This is a genomic window from Micrococcus antarcticus (assembly GCF_044872765.1).
In the GTDB taxonomy this organism is placed as follows: domain Bacteria; phylum Actinomycetota; class Actinomycetes; order Actinomycetales; family Micrococcaceae; genus Micrococcus.
On sequence record NZ_CP085253.1, the window covers coordinates 172439 to 196084 of the forward strand.

Annotated in this window: 23 protein-coding genes; 17 read left to right on the forward strand and 6 right to left on the reverse strand. The window is 73.0% G+C overall.

Annotation, left to right across the window (positions count from 1 at the left end):
- Positions 1-242: 242 nt before the first annotated feature.
- Both LG274_RS00810 and LG274_RS00815 read right to left on the reverse strand, forming a co-directional pair.
- A complete protein-coding gene (locus LG274_RS00810; protein ID WP_404464861.1) occupies positions 243-1115 on the reverse strand; it encodes an ABC transporter ATP-binding protein in 873 nt (290 codons plus the stop codon).
- 80 nt (positions 1116-1195) lie between these two features.
- Positions 1196-2077 carry an ABC transporter permease gene (locus tag LG274_RS00815; protein WP_343282378.1) on the reverse strand — a complete coding sequence of 294 codons (882 nt, stop codon included), beginning with the start codon at positions 2075-2077 and terminating at the stop codon, positions 1196-1198.
- Between the two features lie 166 nt (positions 2078-2243).
- On the opposite strand from LG274_RS00815, the gene wecB reads away from it, so the two are divergent.
- Positions 2244-3389, forward strand: a complete 1146-nt coding sequence (gene wecB, locus LG274_RS00820) for a non-hydrolyzing UDP-N-acetylglucosamine 2-epimerase (protein ID WP_343282379.1) — start codon at positions 2244-2246, stop codon at positions 3387-3389.
- Positions 3390-3431: 42 nt separating this feature from the next.
- Here wecB and LG274_RS00825 read toward each other — a convergent pair whose 3' ends face one another.
- Entirely contained in the window at positions 3432-4739 is a 1308-nt protein-coding gene (locus LG274_RS00825; protein ID WP_404464864.1) for an MFS transporter, read from the reverse strand.
- A gap of 39 nt (positions 4740-4778) precedes the next feature.
- On the opposite strand from LG274_RS00825, the gene ftsY reads away from it, so the two are divergent.
- From ftsY to LG274_RS00850, 5 genes are all read left to right on the forward strand, one after another.
- A complete protein-coding gene (gene ftsY / locus LG274_RS00830) occupies positions 4779-6020 on the forward strand; it encodes a signal recognition particle-docking protein FtsY (protein WP_298984562.1) in 1242 nt (413 codons plus the stop codon).
- A 235-nt stretch (positions 6021-6255) separates the two neighbouring features.
- Positions 6256-7545, forward strand: coding sequence for an ammonium transporter (locus tag LG274_RS00835; RefSeq protein ID WP_298984559.1), 1290 nt, complete (start codon positions 6256-6258; stop codon positions 7543-7545).
- A gap of 107 nt (positions 7546-7652) precedes the next feature.
- Positions 7653-9239: a signal recognition particle protein gene (ffh, locus tag LG274_RS00840; protein ID WP_248115070.1), complete on the forward strand. Its 1587-nt coding sequence runs from the start codon at positions 7653-7655 to the stop codon at positions 9237-9239.
- 237 nt (positions 9240-9476) lie between these two features.
- Positions 9477-9920: a 30S ribosomal protein S16 gene (gene rpsP / locus LG274_RS00845; protein WP_248115069.1), complete on the forward strand. Its 444-nt coding sequence runs from the start codon at positions 9477-9479 to the stop codon at positions 9918-9920.
- 2 nt (positions 9921-9922) lie between these two features.
- Positions 9923-10162, forward strand: a complete 240-nt coding sequence (locus tag LG274_RS00850; protein WP_248115313.1) for an RNA-binding protein — start codon at positions 9923-9925, stop codon at positions 10160-10162.
- An 88-nt stretch (positions 10163-10250) separates the two neighbouring features.
- Here the strand turns inward: LG274_RS00850 and LG274_RS00855 are convergent, their stop codons facing one another.
- From LG274_RS00855 to LG274_RS00865, 3 genes are read right to left on the reverse strand one after another with little or no spacing between them, the layout of a single operon-like run.
- A complete protein-coding gene (locus LG274_RS00855; RefSeq protein ID WP_248115067.1) occupies positions 10251-10937 on the reverse strand; it encodes a response regulator transcription factor in 687 nt (228 codons plus the stop codon).
- Complete coding sequence (locus tag LG274_RS00860; protein WP_298984551.1) at positions 10934-12430, reverse strand: cell wall metabolism sensor histidine kinase WalK; 1497 nt, start codon at positions 12428-12430, stop codon at positions 10934-10936. Before LG274_RS00860 ends, LG274_RS00855 begins: the two co-directional genes overlap by 4 nt.
- Positions 12431-12465: 35 nt before the next feature.
- The gene (locus LG274_RS00865; RefSeq protein WP_404464868.1) at positions 12466-13059 is read right to left on the reverse strand and encodes a hypothetical protein; all 594 of its coding nucleotides are present in this window, start codon (positions 13057-13059) and stop codon (positions 12466-12468) included.
- A 164-nt stretch (positions 13060-13223) separates the two neighbouring features.
- On the opposite strand from LG274_RS00865, the gene LG274_RS00870 reads away from it, so the two are divergent.
- The 11 genes from LG274_RS00870 to LG274_RS00920 all read left to right on the forward strand — a co-directional run bounded on the left by LG274_RS00870 (position 13224) and on the right by LG274_RS00920 (position 23622).
- Positions 13224-14426 (forward strand): DUF1611 domain-containing protein, encoded by a 1203-nt coding sequence (locus tag LG274_RS00870; RefSeq protein WP_404464870.1) that lies wholly within the window; start codon positions 13224-13226, stop codon positions 14424-14426.
- Positions 14427-14434: 8 nt separating this feature from the next.
- Positions 14435-16225, forward strand: coding sequence for an ABC transporter ATP-binding protein (locus LG274_RS00875; RefSeq protein WP_298984543.1), 1791 nt, complete (start codon positions 14435-14437; stop codon positions 16223-16225).
- On the forward strand, positions 16222-17730 hold the full coding sequence (locus LG274_RS00880) for a sensor histidine kinase (RefSeq protein WP_404464872.1): 1509 nt from the start codon (positions 16222-16224) through the stop codon (positions 17728-17730). Before LG274_RS00875 ends, LG274_RS00880 begins: the two co-directional genes overlap by 4 nt.
- Before the next feature lie 92 nt (positions 17731-17822).
- Positions 17823-18485, forward strand: a complete 663-nt coding sequence (locus LG274_RS00885) for a hypothetical protein (RefSeq protein WP_298984537.1) — start codon at positions 17823-17825, stop codon at positions 18483-18485.
- Positions 18482-19375 carry a hypothetical protein gene (locus tag LG274_RS00890; RefSeq protein WP_298984534.1) on the forward strand — a complete coding sequence of 298 codons (894 nt, stop codon included), beginning with the start codon at positions 18482-18484 and terminating at the stop codon, positions 19373-19375. Before LG274_RS00885 ends, LG274_RS00890 begins: the two co-directional genes overlap by 4 nt.
- A 34-nt stretch (positions 19376-19409) precedes the next feature.
- Positions 19410-19994, forward strand: coding sequence for a ribosome maturation factor RimM (rimM, locus tag LG274_RS00895; RefSeq protein ID WP_298984531.1), 585 nt, complete (start codon positions 19410-19412; stop codon positions 19992-19994).
- 7 nt (positions 19995-20001) lie between these two features.
- Positions 20002-20739 carry a tRNA (guanosine(37)-N1)-methyltransferase TrmD gene (gene trmD, locus LG274_RS00900; RefSeq protein WP_248115059.1) on the forward strand — a complete coding sequence of 246 codons (738 nt, stop codon included), beginning with the start codon at positions 20002-20004 and terminating at the stop codon, positions 20737-20739.
- 209 nt (positions 20740-20948) lie between these two features.
- Entirely contained in the window at positions 20949-21302 is a 354-nt protein-coding gene (rplS, locus tag LG274_RS00905) for a 50S ribosomal protein L19 (RefSeq protein WP_298984527.1), read from the forward strand.
- Between the two features lie 37 nt (positions 21303-21339).
- Entirely contained in the window at positions 21340-22101 is a 762-nt protein-coding gene (gene lepB / locus LG274_RS00910; protein ID WP_298713255.1) for a signal peptidase I, read from the forward strand.
- Entirely contained in the window at positions 22094-22867 is a 774-nt protein-coding gene (gene lepB, locus LG274_RS00915; protein WP_298984524.1) for a signal peptidase I, read from the forward strand. The genes lepB (LG274_RS00910) and lepB (LG274_RS00915) overlap by 8 nt, the downstream gene beginning before the upstream one ends.
- Positions 22864-23622 (forward strand): ribonuclease HII, encoded by a 759-nt coding sequence (locus LG274_RS00920; RefSeq protein WP_298984521.1) that lies wholly within the window; start codon positions 22864-22866, stop codon positions 23620-23622. Before lepB (LG274_RS00915) ends, LG274_RS00920 begins: the two co-directional genes overlap by 4 nt.
- Positions 23623-23646: the final 24 nt, after the last annotated feature.

Consider the following 23646-nt stretch of genomic DNA (forward strand, 5'->3'; position numbering starts at 1 on the left):
GGCTCCGGTGACCGCGCGCGTGAGCCGGGCGGAGGCGGGGAGCGGGAGGATGCGGTGCGCCAGCGGATCCCCGTCTATGGCTTCGCCGGTGGTGGGAGACGCGGTCCATGCGGACGAGGGCAAAGTGAGGCTGCCGACGAGCCTGCGTCCCTGGCGGGCGGCGGAGTTCCAGACGTCCGCGACCCGGACCTGAGTGCGGTCGGCCAGGAGACGGGCCAGGCGGAGAGGACGGCCGCCGGGGGTCAAGGGGCCGAGACTCTGTCGGGACGGGCGCCGTCAGGCCAGGTGACATGGGTCCGCTTCAGGACGCCGCGTTCGGCCTCCAGGAGGGCCAGGGCGCCCTCATGGTCACCGCGCGCCTTCTTCCGCGTGTAGCGCGCATAAGTCTTCGTGACCGACTTGGCCCCGGAGTCCATCGTCAGTACGCCCTGCTCGATCCAGATGGCCCGCGTGCACATCTCCTGGATGGTGCTCATGGAGTGGCTGACCAGGAACACGCATCCCGCCTGTTCGCGTAGCTGGTCGATCCGACTGCGCGTCCGTGCGCGGAACTGGGCGTCGCCGGTGTTCAGCGCCTCGTCGATGACCAGGATGTCGGGGTCCACCGCCGTGGCGATCGCGAACTGCAGGCGGGATGCCATGCCCGAGGAGTACGCCTTCAGCGGCAGCTGAAGCGCCTTCGGCTCCAGTCCGGAGAGCTCGACGATCGAGTCGTACTTGGCTTCGGCCTCGACCTGGGACATGCCCATGGCCAGGCATCCGAGCATGATGTTGTCCTCGCCGGACACCTGGCGCACCAGGGCGGCGTTGACGCCCAGCATCACGGGGGTGGTCGCAGCGAACACATGGCCGGTCGTGGGATGGAGCTGACCGGTGACGAGCTTCATGAGCGTGGACTTGCCCGAGCCGTTGGTGCCGATTACACCGACTGACTCTCCGCGGCGAACGACCAGGGACAGAGGCTGCAGGGCTTCCACGGTGTTGGTGCGCAGGCCGGACGCGCCCCCGCGGAGGCGAGCTCGCAAGGAGCGTGTTCCGATGGCCTCCGCCGAGCGGACGGTGTAGGTCATCCCTGCCTGGTCGAGGACGACGGCGGCATCGTCCACCCGCTTCACCGGCGCCGGTGAAGCGACTGATGGTGCGAGGGCGTGACGAGGGACGTAGGAGTTGGTCGAAGATGCCGAACTAGAAGGAGTCATCGCTCCTCCCCGTATGTCTCCTCGGCCTTCCAGAAGAAGACGAGTCCGATCACGAGCAGCGCGGCGGTCCAGGCGAGCAGCACTGCCCAGCGCGCTGGGTCGGCCGACTGGCCGTAGACCATCGACTGCCGCGCGATGTCCAGGACGCAGAACATGGGGTTCAGGTGCATGACGGTCATCATCGTGGGGCTGTTCTCGAAACGATGGGCGCTGAAGAAGACGGCGGACAGATAGAGCCAGATGCGCATACCGAACCCGATGAGGTTGGCGAAGTCGACCCAGTGGGCCACGATCCGTGCCAGCACAAGCGAGAGGCCGACGTTGAACAGGGTCTGGACGGCCAGGAGGGGGATCATCAACAGCCATCGCCAGGTGATGGCTTCCAGGGGCGGGATCACCAGGACGAGTGCCACCATCACGGCCAAGGTGGGTCCGAACTGCAGGAGTTCACGGATGTTGGTGGCGATGGGCAGAGTGGCGCGGGGGAACTGGAAGGCGCGCACGATCGAGGCATTGCTCGAGATGGACCGGGAGCCGCTCGTGACGGCCTGGGTCGTGAAGCGGAAGAGGAACACGCCGACGATGAGGTAGGCGATGAAATTCTCGATCCCCCGCCCGGTTCCCAGGAGCAGTCCAAACACAAGGAAGTACGCCAGACCGTCCAGGATCGGGTTGAGCACCATCCACAGGCGGCCCAGCGTGTTCGTCGAGTTGGCCCCGGCGATACGGGAGCGAGAGTCGAACAGGATGAATGACCGGTAGGACCAGAGCGAGGCGATATACGCTCCCAGCTGAGGGCGAGCGCCGACGCGGTGCAGCCCAGATCCGTCCACTTCGAGCACGATTTCCGTCCCTGTGGCTGCCGTGGATTCGGCCATGCGGAACAACCCTCTCTTGCGCATCTCGCGGGCGAACGTGCCGGTGGGGGCGACGCGAGTCGTCAGTCTAGCCCGCGTCCCACTCGGCCCGATCAGTAGACTCAGGTGAACCGGAGGGCGGGTCACGGCACTCCCCGGTACCCCGCAGTCAACCCTGGAGGATCTCTTGCCCATCGTCATGCCCATCTACGGAACCCGACCGGAGGCCATCAAGGTGGCGCCCATCGTGAAGGCGCTCCAGGCGGACGACCGCTTCGACTGCGTCGTCACGGTCACGGGACAGCACCGCGAGATGCTGGACCAGGTCAATGAGCTCTTCGGGATCGTCCCCGACCATGACCTCAACATCATCCAGCCGCGCCAGACCCTCAACGGCGTCTTCGCCCGCACCCTCGCCGGCCTCGACGCCGTGCTGGAGGAGGTCGGCCCTGACGCCGTCCTCGTGCAGGGGGACACCACCACCTCGACGGCGGCCGCCGTCGCCGCGTTCAACCGCCAGATCCCCGTGGTCCACGCCGAGGCGGGCCTGCGAAGCTTCGACATCATGTCCCCGTTCCCGGAGGAGGCGAACCGGAAGATCACCAGCCAGATCGCCGCGCTGCACCTGCCGCCCACCTCGGTCAGTCGGGACAACCTGCTGCGCGAGGCTGTCGCGGAGGAGGACGTCTACGTCACCGGGAACACCGTGATCGACGCCCTCCTGGAGGCCGTGCGGGCCCAGGTGCCGTTCGAGGACGAGCGCCTCGCCGCCCTCGAGTCGTCCGGGCGCCGCATCGTGCTCATCACCACGCACCGCCGCGAGAACCAGGGTGATGCGATGCGCGGGGTCGGTCGAGCACTGGCCCGGCTCGCGGCCCGCTTCCCGGACGTGTCGTTCGTCCTGCCGGCGCACCGCAACCCCGTGGTGCGCGAGGCGATCCTGCCCCACCTCGAGGGCCTGGAGAACGTGCTCGTCACCGAGCCGCTGGCGTACGGCGAGTTCACCCACCTGCTCTCGGCGGCCACCGTGGTGCTCACCGACTCGGGCGGGGTGCAGGAGGAGGCGCCCTCGCTGGGCAAGCCCGTCCTCGTGATGCGGGAGAACACCGAACGCCCCGAGGCCGTGAGCGCCGGGACCGTCCGGCTGATCGGCACGGACGAGGAGCTCGTGGTCTCCGAGGTCTCCCGCCTCCTCGAGGACCCCCAGGCCTACACCGCCATGAGCACGGCGGTGAATCCCTACGGCGACGGCCGCGCGGCCGAGAGGACGGTGTCCGGGATCGCGCAGCTGCTGGGTGTGGGGGAGCGGCTGCCCGCCTTCGACGGCGCCTGAGCCCCGGCGGTCTGCCGCCCGACGCCGACGGCGTCTGGGCGGTCAGAAGTGGTCGCGCGGCGCCGGAGTCACGTCCGGCGGGATGATCGTGGGCAGCGAGCCCGTGCGCGGTCCGCCCGGGGCGACCGGCACGTTGGTCTCGGGGGCGCGGGTCCAGGCCAGCGCACCGAGCAGGATCACACCGCCGGTGAGCACGAACGCCCAGCCGTAGCCGGCGTGGTCCACCACGAGGCCGGCCAGCAGCGGACCGGCGATCGCACCGAGGTCCGCGGACATCTGCGCCGCGGACATCACCGGCCCGGCCTTGCGGCCCTGGCCCACCAAGTCCGCGATGGCGGCCTGCTGCGGGGCGTTGAGCACGCCGGTGCCGGCTCCGGAGAGCAGGCACGCGACCAGGAACAGCAGGGGCGACTGCATCCACCCGATCACGCCGGTGGTGGCGGCCATGGTGAGCAGGCCGGTGAGGATCAGCGGCTTGCGGCCGTGCACGTCGGACAGTCGCGAGGAGAAGGTCACGGCGACCACGTTGCCCAGCGCGAACACGGAGAGGGCGAGGCCGGCCATGAAGGCCCCGTCCACCGGCCACCCCAGCAGCGCCGTGCCCGCGAACGCGGTGCCGGCGAACAGCGGCATCACCGAGTTGCGCACGCCGAACGTGGCCCAGCCGTTCGCGAAGAACGAGGCGAGCGCCGCACGGTAGGACGGCAGGCCGAATGCCTCCTTCAGGGGCATCGTCGGGCGGGGATCGTCGGTGCCACGGTCCGCGCGCCGCGTGTCCCGCAGCAGGACGAACACCATCCCCGCGGCGATCACCAGCGACGTGCCGTAGATCAGGAACGGCGCACGGAAGCCGAAGACCGCCAGGGCGGAGCCCACGATCGGCCCCACGATGTTGCCGATCAGGAAGGCGGAGGCGTACGCACCGGAGACGCGCCCGCGCATCGTCGGCGGTGACTTCGCCGCCAGGAACGCCATGGCGGACACCGTGAACAGCGTGGAGCCGACGCCGCCGAGGGCGCGGAAGAGCAGCAGCTGCTCGAACGTCTGAGCGAAGGCGATGAGGAACATGGACGCGGCCACGATCAGCACACCGGTCATGTACACGGGCGTCTCGCCGAGGCGGTTCGTCAGGCGCCCGGAGAGCGGGGCGAACAGGAGCCGCGTCAGCCCGAACGCGGAGACGACGGCGGCCACGGCCGTCGCGGACGCGTTGAAGGAGCTCGCGTACTGCGGCAGGAGCGGGGCGATGATGCCGAACCCGATGGCGATCACGAACGCCGCCGCGACCAGCACCTTCACGTCCCGGGGGAGCGGTGGTCGGGACGGTCGGCGGTCACGGGAGGGCGGCATGCCCGTCATCATCCCACGCCCCTGTGACAGACTGGCCTCGTGGAAATCGCCCTCATCATCTCAGTCGTGATCGCCCTGCTGGTGGGCACCGTCCTCGTCGGATTCCTCGATCGTCGCCCCGCGCCGCCGAAGGGCGCCTACCCGGGGTTGCGTGACGCGGACGACCCCGCGCCCGGCGTCGCCTCCGGCGGCTCCCACGGTTCGACCGCGGTGCTCGAGCGCCCCGAGGCCCCCGACGCCGAGCTGCTCGCCCCGGCGCCCAAGCACGCCGCGCCTCCGGTCGTCGAGGCCGCCCCGGTTGAGACCGCGCCGGTCGAGGTCGAGCCGGAGACCACGCGCCAGCTCGAGCGCCCCGAGGCCGCCGGCACGCGCCTGGCCCGCCTGCGGGCGCGCCTGCTGAAGTCCAACAACGTCTTCGGCAAGTCCCTCCTCGCCCTGCTGTCCCAGGACCGCATCGACGACGACGTGTGGGACGAGATCGAGGAGACGCTGCTCATGGCGGACCTCGGCACGGACGCCACCATGGAGCTCGTGGACCGTCTCAAGGCCCGCGTGACCGTGGCCGGCACCCGTGACCCGCAGGAGCTGCGCGGCCTGCTGCGCGAGGAGCTCGTGGCCATGCTCGATCCCTCGCTGGACCGCCGCATCGCCGCCACCCGCAAGAACGACCTCCCGGCCGTGACCATGGTCGTGGGCGTCAACGGTGTCGGCAAGACCACCACCGTGGGCAAGCTGGCCCGCGTGCTCGTGGCCGAGGACCGCACCGTGGTGCTCGGCGCGGCCGACACCTTCCGCGCCGCCGCCGCCGAGCAGCTCGCCACGTGGGGCGCCCGCGTGGGCGTGGAGACCGTCAAGTCCGACGTCGAGGGCGCGGACCCCGCCTCCGTCGCCTTCGAGGCCGTGAAGACCGGCATCGAGCAGGAGGTGGACTGCGTCCTGGTGGACACCGCGGGCCGCCTGCAGAACAAGGCCAACCTCATGGACGAGCTCGGCAAGATCAAGCGCGTCATCGAGAAGCAGGCCGCCGTGGACGAGGTCCTCCTCGTGCTGGACGCCACCACGGGCCAGAACGGCCTCACCCAGGCGAAGGTGTTCGCCGAGGTCGTGGACGTCACCGGCATCGTGCTCACCAAGCTGGACGGCACCGCCAAGGGCGGCATCGTCGTGGCGATCCAGCGCACGCTCGGCGTGCCGGTCAAGCTGATCGGCCTGGGTGAGGGCGCGGACGACCTCGCGCCCTTCACCGCCGAAGGCTTCGTGGACGCGCTGCTCGCCGACTGAGCAGCGCCGCCCGAGGACGGGGCCCGGACCGCACGCGCGGTCCGGGCCCCGTCGCCGTTCGGCCGGGCATGCGTGGCGTCACAGAGGCGTGTGTGGCGTCACAAAACGGCAGGGTCGGGCGGTGCGCCGTCCCTGCGCCTAGGATCACGGCATCGGCCCGACAGGGCCGGGCGACGACGCCTCCGGGCATCGGTCGCCGCACTGCCGTCCGGGGGCCCGACCGGAAGGTGCAGCGATGAACGACCCGACCACCCTGGATGCCGGAACGGTATGGACCGTCACGAGCGCGGGCCTCGTCCTCTTGATGACGCCGGGTCTGGCGCTCTTCTACGGCGGCATGACGCGCGCGAAGTCCGCCCTCAACATGATGATGATGTCCTTCGTCTCGATGGGGCTCATCGGCGTCGTCTGGGTCCTGTGGGGCTACGGCATGACCCATGAGCCGGGCTGGCTGGGACTCGTGGGCAACCCCCTCTCCGACCTCGGCCTGAGCGATGCGATGGCCGAGGGGAACCTGATCCCCGCGGCCTACGCGGCCACCTTCGCCGTCATCGCGGTGGCCCTCATCTCCGGCGCCGTGGCCGACCGGGCGCGCTTCGCCACATGGTGCGTGTTCGTGCCCGTGTGGGTCAGCCTCGTCTACGCGCCGCTCGCCTACATGGTGTGGGGCGGCGGGCTGCTCTCCGAGGAGGGCGCGATCGGCTCTCGCCTCGGGGAGGCCCTCGACTTCGCCGGCGGCCTCGTGGTGCACATCAGCGCCGGCGTGGCCGCGCTCGTGCTGGCGCTGTTCATGGGCAAGCGGAAGGGCTTCGGCGTGGACCCGGCGCACCGCCCGCACAACGTGCCCTTCGTGATGCTGGGCGCCGCAATCCTGTGGTTCGGCTGGTTCGGCTTCAACGGCGGCGCCGCCCAGGACGGGCACCAGCTCGGGCTCGTGTGGATCACCACCCTGGCCGCCGGCTCGGCCGGCATGCTCGGGTGGATCGTCGTCGAGTGGCTGCGCCGCGGCCGGCCGACCTCGATCGGCACGGCCTCCGGCATCGTGTCCGGGCTCGTGGCCATCACCCCGGCCTGCGCGTACGTGAGCCCCGTCGGCGCGATCGTGATCGGCCTCGTCTCCGGCGCGGCGTCCGCGCTCGCCGTCAACCTCAAGTACCGGCTCGGCTTCGACGACTCGCTCGACGTGGTCGGCGTCCACCTCACCGCGGGCATCCTCGGCACCGTGCTGATCGGCTTCTTCGCCCTGCCCTCTGAAGGACCCGCGGGCCTCTTCTACGGGGGTGACGCGTCCCTGCTGCTCACCCAGGCGGTCGCCGTCGTGGTGGCCGTGGTGTTCACGGCGGTCGTGACCGCCGTGATCGCCCTCGTGCTGCGGGCCACCCTCGGCCTGCGCGTGAGCGCCGAGGACGAGGAGCGGGGCGTGGACGTCACGCTGCACTCCGAGACCGCCTACGACGTGGGCTTCGGCGCCGTGCCCGTCCCGGCCGACGCGCTCACCCACACCGGGGAGCGGTCAGCGGGCTGAGCGGCCACGGTTGCTAGGCTTGCCGGGCGACGTCGTCGGATGACGGCGTCGCCCGGCGGTCTTCACGACGCCGACACCCCTGACGCCTGCGAAGGATCCCACCCGCCGTGTTCACCTCCCTGTCCGACCGCCTCTCCGCCACGTTCCGCAACCTCAAGGGCAAGGGGCGGCTGACCGAGGCGGACATCGACGCCACCGCGCGCGAGATCCGGCGCGCCCTCCTGGACGCCGACGTCGCCGTCCCCGTGGTGCGCCAGTTCATCTCCCAGGTGAAGGAGCGCGCCCTCGGCTCCGAGGTGGCCCAGGCGCTGAACCCGGGCCAGCAGATCGTGAAGATCGTCAACGAGGAGCTCGTGACCATCCTGGGCGGGGAGACCCGCCGCATCCGGCACGCCAAGACCGGCACCACCGTGATCATGCTCGTGGGCCTGCAGGGCGCCGGCAAGACCACCCTCGCGGGCAAGCTCGCGCATCTGCTCAAGTCCCAGGGCCACACCCCGCTCCTCGTGGCGTGCGACCTGCAGCGCCCCAACGCGGTGAAGCAGCTCCAGGTGGGCGGCCAGCGCGCCGGCGTGCCCGTGTACGCCCCGCACCCGGGCGTCTCCTCCGAGTTCGAGGCCGCCACGGGCGACCCCGTGCAGGTGGCCCGGGAGGGCGTGGCCGAGGCCAACGCCAAGTACCACGACGTGGTCATCATCGACACCGCCGGCCGTCTCGGCGTGGACGCCGAGCTCATGCGCCAGGCCGCGGACATCCGCGCCGCCGTGCAGCCGGACGAGGTCCTCTTCGTCATCGACGCGATGATCGGCCAGGACGCCGTGGCCACCGCACAGGCCTTCAACGAGGGCGTCGGCTTCACCGGCGTGGTCCTCACCAAGCTCGACGGCGATGCCCGCGGCGGCGCCGCGCTGTCGGTCCGCCAGGTGACCGGTCAGCCCATCATGTTCGCCTCCACGGGCGAGGGGCTGAAGGACTTCGAGGTCTTCCACCCGGACCGCATGGCATCCCGCATCCTCGACATGGGCGACGTCATGTCGCTCATCGAGCAGGCCGAGCAGAACTGGGACCGCGCCGAGGCCGAGAAGATGGCCAAGAAGTTCGCGGACCAGGAGGACTTCACCCTCGACGACTTCCTGCAGCAGATGCAGCAGCTCAAGAAGATGGGCTCGCTGAAGAAGATGCTCATGATGATGCCGGGTGCCCAGGGCATGCGGCAGCAGCTCGAGCAGTTCGACGAGTCCTCCATCGGCCGCGTGGAGGCGATCATCCACTCGATGACCCCGCACGAGCGCGTGGCCCCGAAGATCATCAACGGCTCGCGCCGCGCGCGCATCGCCCGCGGCTCCGGATCCCAGGTCTCCGAGGTGAACGCCCTCCTGGAGCGCTTCGCCGAGGCGCAGAAGATGATGAAGAAGATGGCCTCGGGCGGCGGCCTGCCGGGCATGCCCGGCATGGGCCACGGCGGCACCTCTCGCAAGGCCAAGGGCAAGAACGCCAAGAACAGGGTGAAGTCCGGCAACCCGGCCAAGGCCGCGGCCGAGCGCAAGGCCCTCGAGGAGCGCCAGGCGCGTTCCGCGCAGGCCGGCGCGGGCTCCATGTTCGGCCAGGGCGCCGGCGGCATGGACCTCGAGAACTTCGACCCGTCGAGCCTGAACCTGCCCGCCGGCTTCGAGAAGTACCTCAAGGACCGCTGAGCCCCGGGTCCACGACGACGGCGGCGCCCGCCCGGCGCGGCCGTCGTCGTCCTCCCCCGCGCGTCGAGGTGCGCGAGCCGGGGGAGTCTGGCAGAATGGCCCGGTACTGAGCGTGAGCCCGGACGACCCTCTATCCTCCGCGCGCTCCGTTCCGTTTAGCCCGGTCGCATGCCCCGCTGCCCCCACGCGGAGAACCGATCGCGGCCCCCTGATCTCTACCAAGGAGTGACCACACACGTGGCTGTCAAGATTCGTCTGAAGCGGTTCGGCAAGATCCGCGCCCCGTACTACCGCATCGTCGTCGCCGACTCCCGCACCCGCCGTGACGGCCGTGCGATCGAGGAGATCGGCAAGTACCACCCCACCGAGGAGCCCTCGTTCATCGAGGTCGACTCGGAGCGCGCGCAGTACTGGCTCTCCGTGGGCGCACAGCCCACCGAGCAGGTCGCCGCCCTCCTGAAGATCACCGGTGACTGGCAGAAGTTCAAGGGCGAGGCCGGCGCCGAGGGCACCCTGCGGACCAAGGCTGAGAAGGAGGCCTTCGTGGCCCCCTCCAAGGGCTCGGTCATCATCCCCGAGGAGCCCAAGAAGGAGGAGGCCCCGGCCGAGGCTGAGACCCCGGCCGAGGCTCCTGCCGCGGAGGCCGAGGCCCCGGCCGAGGACGCCGAGAAGTCCGAGTGACCATGCTGACCGAGGCCCTCGAACACCTGGTGCGAGGCATCGTGGACACGCCGGACGCCGTCCGGGTGGACGCGCGTGCCCAGCGCCGCGGTGACATGCTGGAGGTCCGTGTGGCCCCGGAGGACCTCGGTCGCGTGATCGGCCGTCAGGGCCGCACCGCCACCGCGCTGCGCACCGTGCTGGATGGCCTGGCCGGACACCCGGTCCGCGTGGACGTCGTGGAGACGGACCGCGCCCGCTGACCACTCCGCCGGGTCCACCCGGCACCACGATCCCCGCAGACCCTGACGTGCAGGAGCTGCGGGGATCGTCGCGTCCGGGGCCGTCGTGTCAGCCGGCTGACTCCTGCACGGTGGCGAGGCGGTAGCCGAGGCCGCGCACCGTGAGGATCCGGGACGCCCCGATCTTGGTCCGCAGGTACCGCACGTACACGTCCACGACGTTCGATCCGGACTCGAAGTCAGCTCCCCACACGCCGTCGAGGAGCTGCTCCCGGCTGAGCACCTGGCCCGGATGGCGCAGGAACTCCTCGGCCAGGGCGAACTCCCGGGCCGAGAGGTTCACCGGCTCCCCGCTCAGGGTGAGCAGGTGGGCGGCCGGGTCCAGCTCCAGGTCGCCGTGCCGGAGCACGGCGTCCACGGGCGCGGGAGCGGGAGTGCCGGGACGCAGGCGCAGGCGCACGCGGGCGAGGAGCTCGGCGAACCGGAAGGGCTTGGGCATGTAGTCGTCCGCCCCGGAGCTGAGTCCCTCCACGGTGTCCTCCGCCGAGGAGCGCGCCGTGAGGATGATGACCGGCAGCTCCCCGTCCTGGGCGCGGATCCGGGACAGGACCTCGAAGCCGTCGACGTCGGGGAGCCCCAGGTCGAGGATCACGAGGTCGAACGCGCCCGTCATGGCCAGGGCGATGCCCTCGGCGCCGGTGCCCGCCGTCGTCACGGCGTACCCCTCCGCGGCGAAGCCCTTGGTGACGAAGCCGGCGATCCGCTCCTCGTCCTCGATCAGCAGCAGGGGGATCATGGGCGGTCCTCTCGGTCGTCGATGCCGCCCGCCGGTCTCGGCGGGGGCGTGCCCTCCAGGGGCAGGCTCATGGTGAAGACGGACCCCCGGCGGGGCGCGGGGTCCACGGTGATCCGGCCGCCGTGGCCCTCCACGATCGTGCGGACGATCGCGAGGCCCAGGCCGGATCCCTCCGTCCGCCGGCCGTGGGCGCCGCGGCCGAATCGCTCGAAGATCACGTCGCGGTCCTCGGGGCGCACGCCCACGCCCGCGTCCTGCACCCACAGCCGCAGCATGCCTGCCCGCACCGCGGAGCCGATGCCCACGGGCGTCCCTGGCTCCGAGTAGCGCACGGCGTTCGCGGCCAGCTGCAGCCACGCCTGCGTCAGACGCTGTCCGTCCACCTGCGCGCTCACGGGGGCGGCGGCGTCCAGGCTCCACTGCCGGTCACCGAGGGCGCGGGCCCGTTCGAGCACCGCCTCGGTCAGCTCGGCCACGTCCGTGGGCGCGGGACGCAGGAAGCCCGGGCGCTCCGCCTTGGCGAGGGTGAGCAGGTCGTCGACGAGCCGGCCCATGAGCGCGAGCTCGTCCAGAGTCAGGCGCGTGCTCTCCCGTACGTCGTCGGGGTCCACGGGGTCCATGACCTCGAGGTGGCCCTGCACGATGGTGAGCGGTGTGCGCATCTCGTGCCCGACGTCGTCGAGGAGGCGCCGCTGGGACGCGAAGGAGTCTTCGAGACGGTCCAGCATCGCGTTGAAGCTGTGTCCCAGGTCCGCCACGTCGTCGTGGCCGAGCACCGTCACCCGGCGGTGCAGGTCATGCTCGGAGACCTCGGCGGCGGTGTCCCTCAGCGCCTCGAGGGGGGCGAAGACCCGGTGCAGCAGGGGCACGCCCAACAGGAGCGCGAGCACGGTGGACAGCAGCGCGGACGCCGCGTATCCCACGAACGTGCGGTTGAGCCGATCCGTCTCGGCGTCCATGTCGAAGGCCAGCAGCAGGGCGCCCATGTCCTCGGGGCCTCGTCCGCCCACGGGGACCAGGGCGACCCGGTAGGTGGCCGTGTCCGTCTCGACGGTCTCCAGCGTCACGACCTCCTCGTGCACCCGCTCCAGGGTCCACGCCACGAGCTCCGCGTCCTCCTCCAGGCGCAGTTCGACGGCGTCGGAGGCGGCGAGCGCGGCACGCTCGGCGTCGAATCCGAGCATCCCCTCGTTCTCGAGCGGCCGCACGCGCAGCATGGCCAGCCGGATGAGCTCGGCGGCGTTGGCGACGGGCTGCCCGGTCTCCGGGACGAGGCCGGTGGAGGAGAGCAGGCCGACCTCCTCGACCGTGCGCTCGAGGTTGTCGTCCACCCGTTCGTTCATGCTCACGCGCTGGAAGGCATAGGCGGCGATCCCGGAGAGCGTCAGGGCCAGGACCACGACCAGGGCGAGGAGGAGGGACAGACGCCGCCGCACCGGCAGGCGGGACCAGGAGTCCGCCGCCGGGGCCTGTCGGGTCGCGACCGAGGCCACCGGGTCAGAGATCGGCCGCGGGGCGGCGCCCGGAGTCAGTCGTCGCCATGGTCGTCAACCTCGTCAACCTCGTCAACCTCGTCAACCTCGTCGTCATCAGCGTCCTCGTCGTCATGGGCGTCCTCGTCGTCGTCATCCTCGTCGTCGTCGTCGTCCTCGTCCAGGGCGGACGGCGTCGGCGGCGGGAGCCGGGTGGGCGAGGCCGCTGCCGCGGGCGCGAGGGAGGAGGCGCTGCGCTTCGACGGCGCGTCCCGGGGCGACGTCGCCGCGGCGGAGGGCGCCGATGCGGGGGGCGCCGTCGCACGCGTCGTGGGGGAGGGGTCGGACGGGCGCGGGGCCGCCGCGGGGACCGAGGCCGTCCCCGTCCCCGTGGCCGTGGCCGGGCGCGGCGTCGTGGACCCGCCGTCCGAGGCGTGCGGGCCGGCCACGTCCGTCGACGGCGGGCTGGACGCCATGGGGCTCGACGCGGACGCGGAGGGCACGGCCGACCCGGTCGGACTCCCGAGGGTGATCTGGGGTCCCAGCACGGTCTCGGACTGACGGGAGGAGCCCACCACGAGGGCGAGCGCGCTGATCGCAAGCGCCAGGATGAGGGCGAAGGCGACGACGGGGCCGGATCTGCGGAGCATGCCGGACAGCATCGCCCACCCGCATGAGGGACCGATGAGATCGGCCCCCGGCGGCTCGGACGGCGTCTTCTCATCCCGGCTTCACGAAGCGCTGGTGTGCTTCACCTTGACCCGCCCGGCGACGCGTCGTCGAGCGACTCCACCCCCTGAGAACGAGGTACACCATGCAGTCCGAGGCCACTGACCTGATCAGCGCCATCTCCCTCGAGATGGAGCAGCGCTACCGCCACCTGTCCGACAGCCCAGCCGAGGGGCACGCCGTGGACGGCGTGGAGGATGTGGAGCTGGCGCCGCGCCGCCTGCGCCGGGCGAAGACCTCCTACACGGCCCGGGCGTTCCGCACCGTGGCCCGGGAGAACGGGCACACCGGCTACGGACTGCGCCGGGGCCGTGGCGTGGCCCCCGCCGCGGGCGATCTCGTCCTGGCCCGCGTGGCCGCGATCGGCCAGCACAAGAGGCTCGAGGCCTACAACTCGCGCCGCCGCCATCTGTTCATGGGCGACGAGGTGATCGTGGCCTACGGCGACCGCTACGCCCCCGACCAGTTCCTCGCCGAGGTGCCCCACAACCTCGACTACACGAACCTCGTGGCCGCCGGCGGCATGGCCTCACGGGTCATCGAGAAGCACGAGGAGATCGATCCGGCCACCGTCCTCGAGCCCGTGGGCCTCATCACCCGCGATGGCGAGGTCCTCACCCTCGCCGACCTGTCCGGCCACCGCATCCGTCCCTGGCAGGAGGCCCGGGCGGCGATGTCGGCGGACGGCCCCACGGTCGTGATGGTCTTCGGCTCCTCCATGAACTCCGGCAAGTCCACGACCGTCGGCTGCCTCGTCAACGGCCTCGACCGAGCCGGGCTCCGAGTCCACGCGGGCAAGGCCACCGGCACGGGCGCCGGCAACGACGCGGGCCTCTTCCGCGACGGCGGCGCGGACCGTGTCGTGGACTTCACCGACTTCGGGCTCGCCTCGACCTTCAAGCTCTCCGTCGAACGGATCAAGGACGTCGTCTTCTCGATGGCGGCCGTGCTCGCCGAGGGCGGGCCCGACGTCGTCGTGATCGAGATCGCCGACGGCATCTACCAGGGGGAGACCGCGGCCCTCGTCGCGGACGAGGACTTCCGCGCCCTCACGGATCGGGTCCTGTTCGCGTGCGGGGAGGCACTCTCCGCGGCGGCCGGTGCGACCCTCCTGCAGGGTGCGGGCCTGCCCCTCGTGGCCGTCTCCGGTCGCCTGACCTCGGCCCCGCTGATCGCGCGGGAGGCCGCCGCGGTGGTCTCCGTGCCGATCGTCCCGACCTTCGACCTCTGCGAGGCCGACGTGGCCTGCCGAACGCTCGGCCTGCCCGCGGAGGTCGCGGTCGCGTGAGTGCGGCCATGCCGACGCTCTTCACCGGTCGACGGCGGCGCCTCTTCCTCTGGCTCGCCGGCCTGGGCCTCCTCCAGGCGGCGCTCTCCCTCCTGGTCGCGGTCCTCACCCCGCGCCTGCTCACGTCCGGCCCGGCGGCGTGGGGGCTGGCCCTCGCGCTCCTGACGGCGGCCCTCGGCGTGGGCGGCGCCCGCATCGGAGAGCGCGTCATCGCCGAGGACCTCGGCCAGGACTACGTCCGGGAGGTCCGCCGGCTCCTCGTGACGAGCGCCCTCGTGCCGGAGCGCAGCGCCAATCTGGGCAGCACGATCGCCCGCACCACGAACGACTTGACCGCGGTGAAGAACTGGGTCTCCCTGGGCATCAGCCCGATCGTGGTGGGCGTGCCCCTCGTGTTCGGGGTCGTCGGGGGGCTCGTGATCCTCCTGCCCGTGCTCGGCATGGTGGTCCTGGGCGTCCTCGCCGTGTTCGGTGTGGCCATGTGGCTGCTCTCCCGGGTGTTCTTCCGCCGTGCCGTGGCGCTGCGGCGCGTGCGTGGGAAGATGGCCGGGCACGTCGCGGACGCCGTCACCGCAGCCGAGGGGATCCGCACCTCGGGCGGCGTGCGCCGCGAGGTCGGACGCGTGGACAGGATCTCCGGACAGATCCAGGAGGCCGCTCACCGGCGTGCCCTGGTCTCGGGCACGATGCGCGGCTCGGCCGCCTCCATCACCACGCTCCTCGGCGTGCTCGTGGCGATCACGGGCAGCCTCGCCGGGTCCACCGGCGCCGCGGTCACCACCTCCGTGTTCATCGCCGGCATGCTGGGTGCGCCCGTCACCGATCTGGGACGCGTGGGGGAGTACCGGCAGAACTACAACGCGGCCACCCGCATCCTGCTGCCCCTCGTGGAGAACGCGCGTCGACACCGTGAGCGGGAGCGCCTCCAGGAGCGGGCCCAGCGGCGGATGCGCCACCGGGCGGCCCGGGGCGGCGCCGCCCGCGGCTCGGTCCATGTGGCGGACCTGCGGGACGACGTCGGGAGCATCCCTGCGCTCGTGGCGGCCCCGGGGGCGCGCGTGCTGCTGACGGGCGGCTCGCCCGAACGGCTGCACCGCGTGACCCGGGAGATCACCGGGGACGTGCCCGGCTCGGAGGCCTGGATCACCGTGGACGGGCGCCACCTGAACGCGATGACGGCCAAGGAGCGGCGCGGCCTCCTCGGGATCGCCTCCCGGGACGTGCCCCTCGAGCGCGGCTCCATCTCCCGCGTCCTGCGCTACCGGGTGCCCGACGCCGGCGACGAGGCCGTGCGGTCGTTGCTGGGGCGCGTGGGCATGGCGGAGCGGATCGCCCGGCTGCCGGATGGGGAGCGCACGCGCTTGACCCGCGGCGGCGAGCCCCTCAGCGTGAACGAGCGGGCGCTGCTGAAGATCGCGCGCGCCGTGGCAGGCGAGCCGCCCCTGCTCCTGCTCCTGCACATCGAGGACCAGCTGGACACCGTGGACCGCCCGATCCTCGCGCGGATCCTGCGTGACTACCCCGGCTGCGTGATCCTGCGCAGCGCGAACCCCCACCACCTGCTCGAGCACTACGACGTGTGGAACGTGGACGAGACGGCCCCCGCGGTCGTGGCCGCCCTTCCGCACGAGCAGACCCGCGCGCGGGGCCCACGCCCCACCACCTACCTCGCCGGCACGGACCGCGACCCGTTCGGTCCTCCCGTCCGCTGCTCCGCCGCGGAGCTGGCCGACCTGCGCCGCACCGGCGCCTCCGTCCGGGACCAGCCCGGTGACGACCTCGAAGGGGACGACGAATGACACGCACACGGCCCACGGGCAGCCTCTCCGCACCCGCGCGCATCCGCGTCGTCGCGTGGATCGTGCTCATCTCCGGGCTCGGCATGGCGCTGCTGCTCGGCTCCCTCGTGTTCGCACTGCGCTGGATGGCCGAGGACGGCATCCGCACCTCCATCACGCAGGAGGTCGAGGAGGTCGGGGTGTTCGCCGCCAACGGACTCGACCCGGCCACCGGCGAGCAGGTCACCGGCCCCGACCGCTTCGTGGAGCTCTACCTCGAACGCCAGCGCGCCGAGCCCTCGGAGCTCATCGTCGGAGGTTCCGACGCCGTCCCCGTGATCGGCCAGCGCGCCGGGGAGCGGGCCGTCGGCTTCGAGGCCCTCGATGCCGCGACCCGCGAGGCCCTGCTCGTCCCCGACCGCTCGGGCCGCATGACCGACCCGGTGCAGGGGACCGTCTCCTGGGCGAACGTCACGATCCGGGCCGGAGAGCAGACGGGGCACATCGTCGTCGCCGTGCTCCACCGCCATGTGGAGGAGCAGGTGGCCGTGCAGGCTCTGCTGCTCGGGCTGCTCGCGCTCGCGGGCCTGGCGGCGACGGGCCTGGCCGCGTGGATCCTGGCCGGGCGCATCCTGGGGCACACCGCCGAGTTCGACGCGGCGGTGCGCCGTGCGGCACGGGGACGCGGGGTGCCCCGCCTCCCGGAGGAGGGCTCGGACGAGTACGCGGCGCTGGCGAAGGGCGCCAACCGGCTGCTGCGCCGGGCCGATCGCGCCCTCGCGCGGGAACGCTCCTTCGCGCAGGACATCACCCTGACACTGCGGACCTCCTCCGCGATGCTCGAGGCGGGCCTGCGCAGCCCCGGGGGCACCGCGGCGCATTGGCGGACGACGGCGGACGAGCTGGCGGCCGAGGCCACACGGGCCCGGGAGCTGCTCGACGACCTCGCGCTGCTCACGCGCCTCGGCAGTGCCGACCTGGCCGTCGAGTCCGTGGCCGTGGATCCCGCCGACATCGTCGCGGTCGCCGCCCGGGGCTGGCGGGAGCGGGCGGACCAGGACGGCAGCGGCGTCGAGGTGCGCGTCGAGGCCGACCCCTCCGTGCCGGCCGCACGGGCCGAGCCGGCACGCCTGGTGCAGGTCCTCGAGGAGGTCCTCGACAACGCCCGCGACGCAGTGCACATCCCGGCGGATGCGCCGGGCGGCGTCGACGTCTCCTCCCTCCACCCCACGGATCGGACGATCCTCGTGCGGGTCCACGCCCTCGCCACGCAGGAGGGCGAGCGGGTGGCGATCGACGTCACGGACCGGGGGCGGGGCGTGCCCGAGGAGGAGCGCGCCGGCCTGACGGCGCGCCTCGCGGTCGCCTCGAACGACCCCGCGCCGGGCAACGGCCTGGGCCTCGCCGTCGCGCACGGGCTCATGGGCGCCATGGGCGGGGAGCTGCGCATCCACGGGGGGGACGAGGTGGAGGCGGAGGGCACGACCGTGCGCCTGCTGCTGGAGCCGGCCCCGGCCTCATCCTGATCTCATCGCGCTCGCCCACGCTGGAGGTGCGGGCCGGCCGCCCCGACCCGCCCGCACCGAGCAGCACCGCCCGCATCGACAGGAGCCACCCCGTGTCCCGACCGCATCCCTTCGCCCCCGCCGCCCGGCCGCCTCTGCGCGTGCGCGAGCCGGCCCCCGCCCCGACGGCCCGGGACGCCTGGGGGATCGCGGCGGGGGCGGCCGGCGTCGCGGTGCTCCTGTGGCCCCTGCGCGCCTACGCGGGGCCGCAGCTCTCCGGCAACGACGCGCCGAAGTTCCGCCTGGACTCCTTCCCGCTCTCCACCTACCCGATGTTCTCCGAGCACCGCGGCCGCTCCACCTACGTGCCGCACGTGATCGGCCTCACCGAGGGGGGAGAGCGCGTCATCCCGGACACGCGCCATTTCGGCGGCGGCGGGCTGAATCAAGTCCGCAAGCAGGTCTCCCGGGCCATCCGGCGCGGCGACGCGGCGCTGGTGGCGCAGACGTACGCCGACTCCCTCGCGGAGCAGCGGGCCGCCCTCGGAGACCGGCTTCCGAGCGGCAGCGGTCAGGGGGCAGCGCGGCGCCGCCGCGAGGCGGCCGTCCAGCGGGTGGAGGTGGTGCGCTCGCGCTTCCGGTTCGACGACTACTACAGCGGGCACCGCCTCCCGCATCGGGAGACGGTGCTGGCCCGCTGTGAGCTGGGCGGGACCGCCGTCGCGGTGCGCGAGGAGCGCACGGCGGACGAGATCGCGAACGGGGTGGCCCGGTGAACGGCGCGCGGATCCGGCAGTGGGCGGTGGACACGCTGCGTCCCGCGGCCACCCCGGCGCGCCCCGCGGTGCTGCGGATCGGCGTGGGCCTGTGCGCGGCACGGCACCACTCGCGCCGCCGCGCCCTCCTGCGCGGCGTGCACGCCCAGGATCCCCAACGCTTCGCGCCCGTCGGCGTGGTCCGCGTCCTGCGGCGTCCGCTGCGCCCGGAGGTGGCCGACCGGATCCACGACGCCGCGCAGGCCGTCAACGTGCTGGCCACGCTGGGGGTCGCCCACCGTGTCACGGGGCCGCTCAACGCGGCCCTGCAGCTGTGGACCCTCACCTACCGCAACTCGTGGGGCATGATCTACCACAACGACAACATGCTCGTGCTCCACCAGATGGTGCTGGGCACGAGCCCGAGCGCGGACGCCCTCAGCGTGGACGCCCTCGTGATGCGGCGGCGCCTGGCGCCCGCGGTCTTCGGGCGCCGCTACGGCGCGGTGCCCGTGATGCTCAACGCGGTCACCAGCGCGGTGTACTTCATCTCCGGCGTGGCCAAGGTGCGCAGCACGGTGGGATTCGGCTGGGCCTCCGGGGACGTCCTGCGCGGGCAGATCGCGATCGACGGCCTGCGCAAGGACCTGTTCGGCTCGCAGAAGCCCGCCGCGGGCACGGCGCTGTACCACCGGGAACGGCTGTTCGCCCTGATGGCGGTCGTCTCCCTCGCGGTGGAGCTGGGCGCGCCGCTGAGCCTGCTGGACCGACGGCTCGGCCTGGCCTTCGCCGCGGCCGCCTGGGGCATGCACACCGGCATCCGTGAAATCATGGGGATCTCGTTCCCGTACAACATCAGCGGCGTCAGCTACCTGGCCCACCTCCCGGTGGGCCCACAGCTGCCTCGCTGAGCGGCCGACGCCGCGCCACCGCGAAGGACACCGCATGAGCCCCACCCCCGTCACGCCCGCCGAGGACGCCCTGGTCCGCGTCGCCCGGATCGGCAAGCCCCACGGCATCCGCGGCGAGGTGACGGTCCAGGTCTTCACGGACGACCCGGACGCCCGCTTCGCCCCCGGCGAGGTCCTCGAGGTGCGCGGCGCCGGCGCCGGCATGCCCGCGCATCTCACGGTGGTCAGGGCCCGGTGGAACAAGCAGATCCTCGTCGTCGCCTTCGAGGAGTGCCCGGACCGGAACACGGCCGAGGCGTGGCGCGGCCTCCAGCTCTTCGCCTCGCCCCTGGAGGCCGAGCAGTCGGACGAGTGGTACGAGGACGACCTCGTGGACCTCGCCGTGCTCGTGGACGGCGCCCGCGTGGGCGTGGTGACGGGACTGATCACCGGAGACGCCCAGGACCTGCTTCAGGTGGCCCTCGACGACGCGGACGCCGAGGCGCTCGTGCCGTTCGTCGAGGAGATCGTCCCCGAGGTCGACCTCGAGGCCGGCACCCTCATGCTCACCCCGCCGCCCGGGCTCCTCGAGCTCGCGCTGGGCGACGATGCCGCGGCCGCCGCGGACGAGGAGCGCTGAGCCGCCCGTGCGCTTCGACGTCGTCACGATCTTCCCCGAGTACCTGGCCGTCCTGGACGTCTCCCTCCTGGGGAAGGCGCGCCGCGAGGGCCTCGTGGACGTGCACGTCCACCACCTGCGCGACTTCACGTTCGACCGGCACCGCACGGTGGACGACACCCCCTACGGAGGCGGTGCCGGCATGGTGATGAAGGCCGAGCCGTGGGCGCTGGCCCTCGAGCACGTGGCCGCGGCGAGCCCCGCACCCGCGGTGGGGGAGCGGCCCGTCCTCGTCGTCCCCACCCCGTCCGGCCGCCCGTTCACGCAGGCCACCGCCCGCGAGCTCGCCCGGCGGGAGCACGTGTCCTTCGCGTGCGGGCGCTACGAGGGCATCGACGAGCGGGTGTTCGGCTGGGCCGAGGAGCGCTTCGAGGTCCGCCTGGTCTCTCTGGGCGACTACGTCCTCAACGGCGGAGAGGTGGCCGCGCTGGCCATGATCGAGGCCATCGGGCGGCTCGTGCCGGGCGTGGTGGGCAACCCGGAGTCCCTCGTTGAGGAGTCCCATGAGGACGGGCTGCTCGAGTATCCCGTGTACACGAAGCCCTCGGTGTGGCGGGACCGTGAGGTGCCCCCCGTGCTGCTCTCGGGCGACCACGGCAAGGTGGCCGCGTGGCGCCGCTCCCAGCAGGAGGAGCGGACGCGGGACCGCCGCCCGGACCTGTGGGGCGCGTTCACGGCGCCGGGCCCGGACGGTTCCGAGCGCTGAGCCCGGCTGTGGCATAATCGACTGTCGGTCCACCGGACGCCCGACCTGCCACAGGGGGCGGACGTCGACGGCAGGACCACCGGGAGCCCAACAGGCGCGCCCGGACCAGGCTCACGGGATCCGGCATCCCGACCGCGCGACGCGCGGCGGACAGCCGCAGACCCGAGTACCACGTGGATGACCTGTGGCGTCCACCAGGAGAGATGAACATGCACATCCTTGATTCCTTCGACAAGTCCACGCTGCGCACCGACATCCCGGAGTTCGGCCCCGGCGACACCGTCAAGGTCCACGTCAACATCATCGAGGGCAAGACCGCCCGCGTGCAGGTCTTCCAGGGCTACGTCATGGGCCGCCAGGGCGAGGGCGTCCGCGAGACCTTCCGCGTCCGCAAGGTGACCTTCGGCGTCGGCGTGGAGCGCGTCTTCCCGGTGCACTCCCCGGTCATCGACAAGATCGAGCTCGTCACCAAGGGCGACGTGCGCCGCGCGAAGCTCTACTACATGCGCGACCGCCACGGCAAGGCCGCCCGCATCCGCGAGAAGCGCGCCGACGTCAAGTGATCCGCTTCGGCCGCGTTCGCGCGGCCTGAGCACACCCATGTCGCATCCGGAGCCCCGTGACCCGTCTCGGTCGCGGGGCTCCCGCGCATCCGGATCCGGCGCGCCGGCCGCCCGGGATGCCCGGTCCGCGGACGCCGCTGGGGCGGCCGGCTGGTGGCCCTGGGTCGCGCTCACCGTGGTGGCCGGGGTCGTGCTGGCCGCCGTGCTGCGCGCCGTGACCGGTGCCGTGCTGCTCATTCCGTCCGCCTCGATGGAGCCGACCCTGCTGCCGGGCGACCGGGTGCGGATCGACGCGTCCGCGGCCGGCGGGGCGGGCCTGGAGCGCGGGGACGTGGTGGTGTTCGACGGCGGCGGCAGCCTGGCGCCGTACCGCTCCCGCGGCTCGCTCGAGGCCGGCCTCGAGGACGTGGCCCAGTGGTGGGGCACCGCCGCGAGGGAGGACGTGTTCGTCAAGCGCGTCGCCGGCCTGCCCGGGGACACGGTGCAGTGCTGCGCCGCCGACGGCCGCCTCACGGTGAACGGCACTCCGCTCGACGAGCCCTACCTCGGGCGTGCCGTCACCGCCGCCGAGCCGGCCTCGGAGCGTCCGTGGCGCTTCGAGGTGCCGGCGGGCCGGATGGTCGTGCTCGGCGACAACCGGGCGGACTCCCGCGACTCCCGTGCCCTCCTCGGCGCCCCCGGCGGGGGGCTCATCCCCCTCGATTCGGTGCTCGGCACGGCCGAGGAGGTCGTGTGGCCGCTGGACCGCCGCGGCCCCGTGGACGGCGCCGCTGCTCCGGGGGAGGCCGCGCATGGGTGACCCCGTCCCGCCGCGTGCCGATCCGGCCGCGCCCGAGTCCGTCCCGGCCGTGCCCTCCGGCGCGGGCGCGCATCGCGCCGAGACCCGCCCCTCCCGGCGCCCGCGGTGGGGCCCCTTGGCGCGGCGGGTGCTCCTCGTCGTGCTCCTGACCCTGGGCGCGCTCCTGCTGGTCAAGACGTTCGTGCTGCGCATGTTCTTCATCCCCTCGGGCTCGATGGCGCCCACGCTCGAGCAGGGGGACCGCGTGGCCGTGGACCTGCGCGTGCCTGACGCGTCCCCCCTCGAGCGCGGCGACGTCGTCGTGTTCCGCGACACGAAGGGCTGGCTGCCGCCGGCCGCCGGCCCGGGCGATCCGCTGGGCGAGGCGGCGCGCTTCGTGGGGCTCGCCCCGGAGGACGCCCGGTCGCACGTGGCCAAGCGCGTGGTGGGCCTGCCGGGGGACACGGTGGCCTGGCAGCCCGGGGACGAGCACGTCAGCGTCAACGGGGAGCCCGTGGAGGAGCCCTACCTGGCGCCGGGCGTGGCGGCCTCCGAGGTCCCGTTCGAGGTCACCGTGCCCGCCGGGCAGCTGTGGGTGCTCGGGGACAACCGGCAGGCCTCCGCCGACTCGCGCTACCACCGGGACGGCCCGGGCGGAGGGTTCGTGGCCGCGGACGACGTCGTGGGGCGCGCCGTCGCGATCGTATGGCCCCTCGAGCGGATCGGCCCGGCGGGCTCGGACCCGGCGCCGTTCGCGGACGTCCCCGAGCCGGGACGGCACGCATGAGCCCCGCCGCGCAGCGCGCGGGGAGCTCGCCGCGCACGGCGGTGCGCGCCGGGCTGCACCTCGAGGTCGCGCTGGCGGCCGAGGTCGCCGGGGACGGGTCCACCTCCGCCCCCGCGGGCCCCTGGCTCGTGGCCGGCATGGACGAGGTCGGCCGGGGTGCGCTGGCCGGGCCCGTCGTCGTCGGGGCGTGCGCCGCGTGGGCCCCGGCCTCCGGGACGATCCCCGCGGTGCGGGACTCCAAGGCACTGACCGATCGGCGGCGCCGCGCGCTCGTCCCCGAGATCACCGCGTGGGCCGCGGGCGTGAGCCTCGGCGAGGCGAGCCCCGCCGAGATCGACGCCCTGGGGCTCAGCGCGGCCCTCAGCCTCGCCGGGCACCGGGCGTGGGCCGGGCTGTGCTCCGCGCTCGACGCCGAGCCGGTCGCCCTGATCCTGGACGGCCGGGACGACTGGCTCACGCGCGGTGCCCCCGCCGACGCACCCGCCCCGGTGCCGCCCGTGCCCCGCATGGTGGTCCGCGCGGAGGACCAGTCCGCCACCGTGGCGGCGGCCTCGATCGCGGCCAAGGTCGGCCGCGACGACACCATGACCATGCTCCACGCCGAGCACCCCGCCTACGGCTGGTCGGGCAACAAGGGCTACGGCGCGGCCGCCCACCGCGCCGCGCTGCAGCGGCTCGGCGCCACCACGCACCACCGGCGCTCGTGGAACCTCGGCCTGCCCGACGGCGACCCCGCCCCCACGCTGTTCGACTGAGCCCGCGGGCGTCGACCGGGCTCG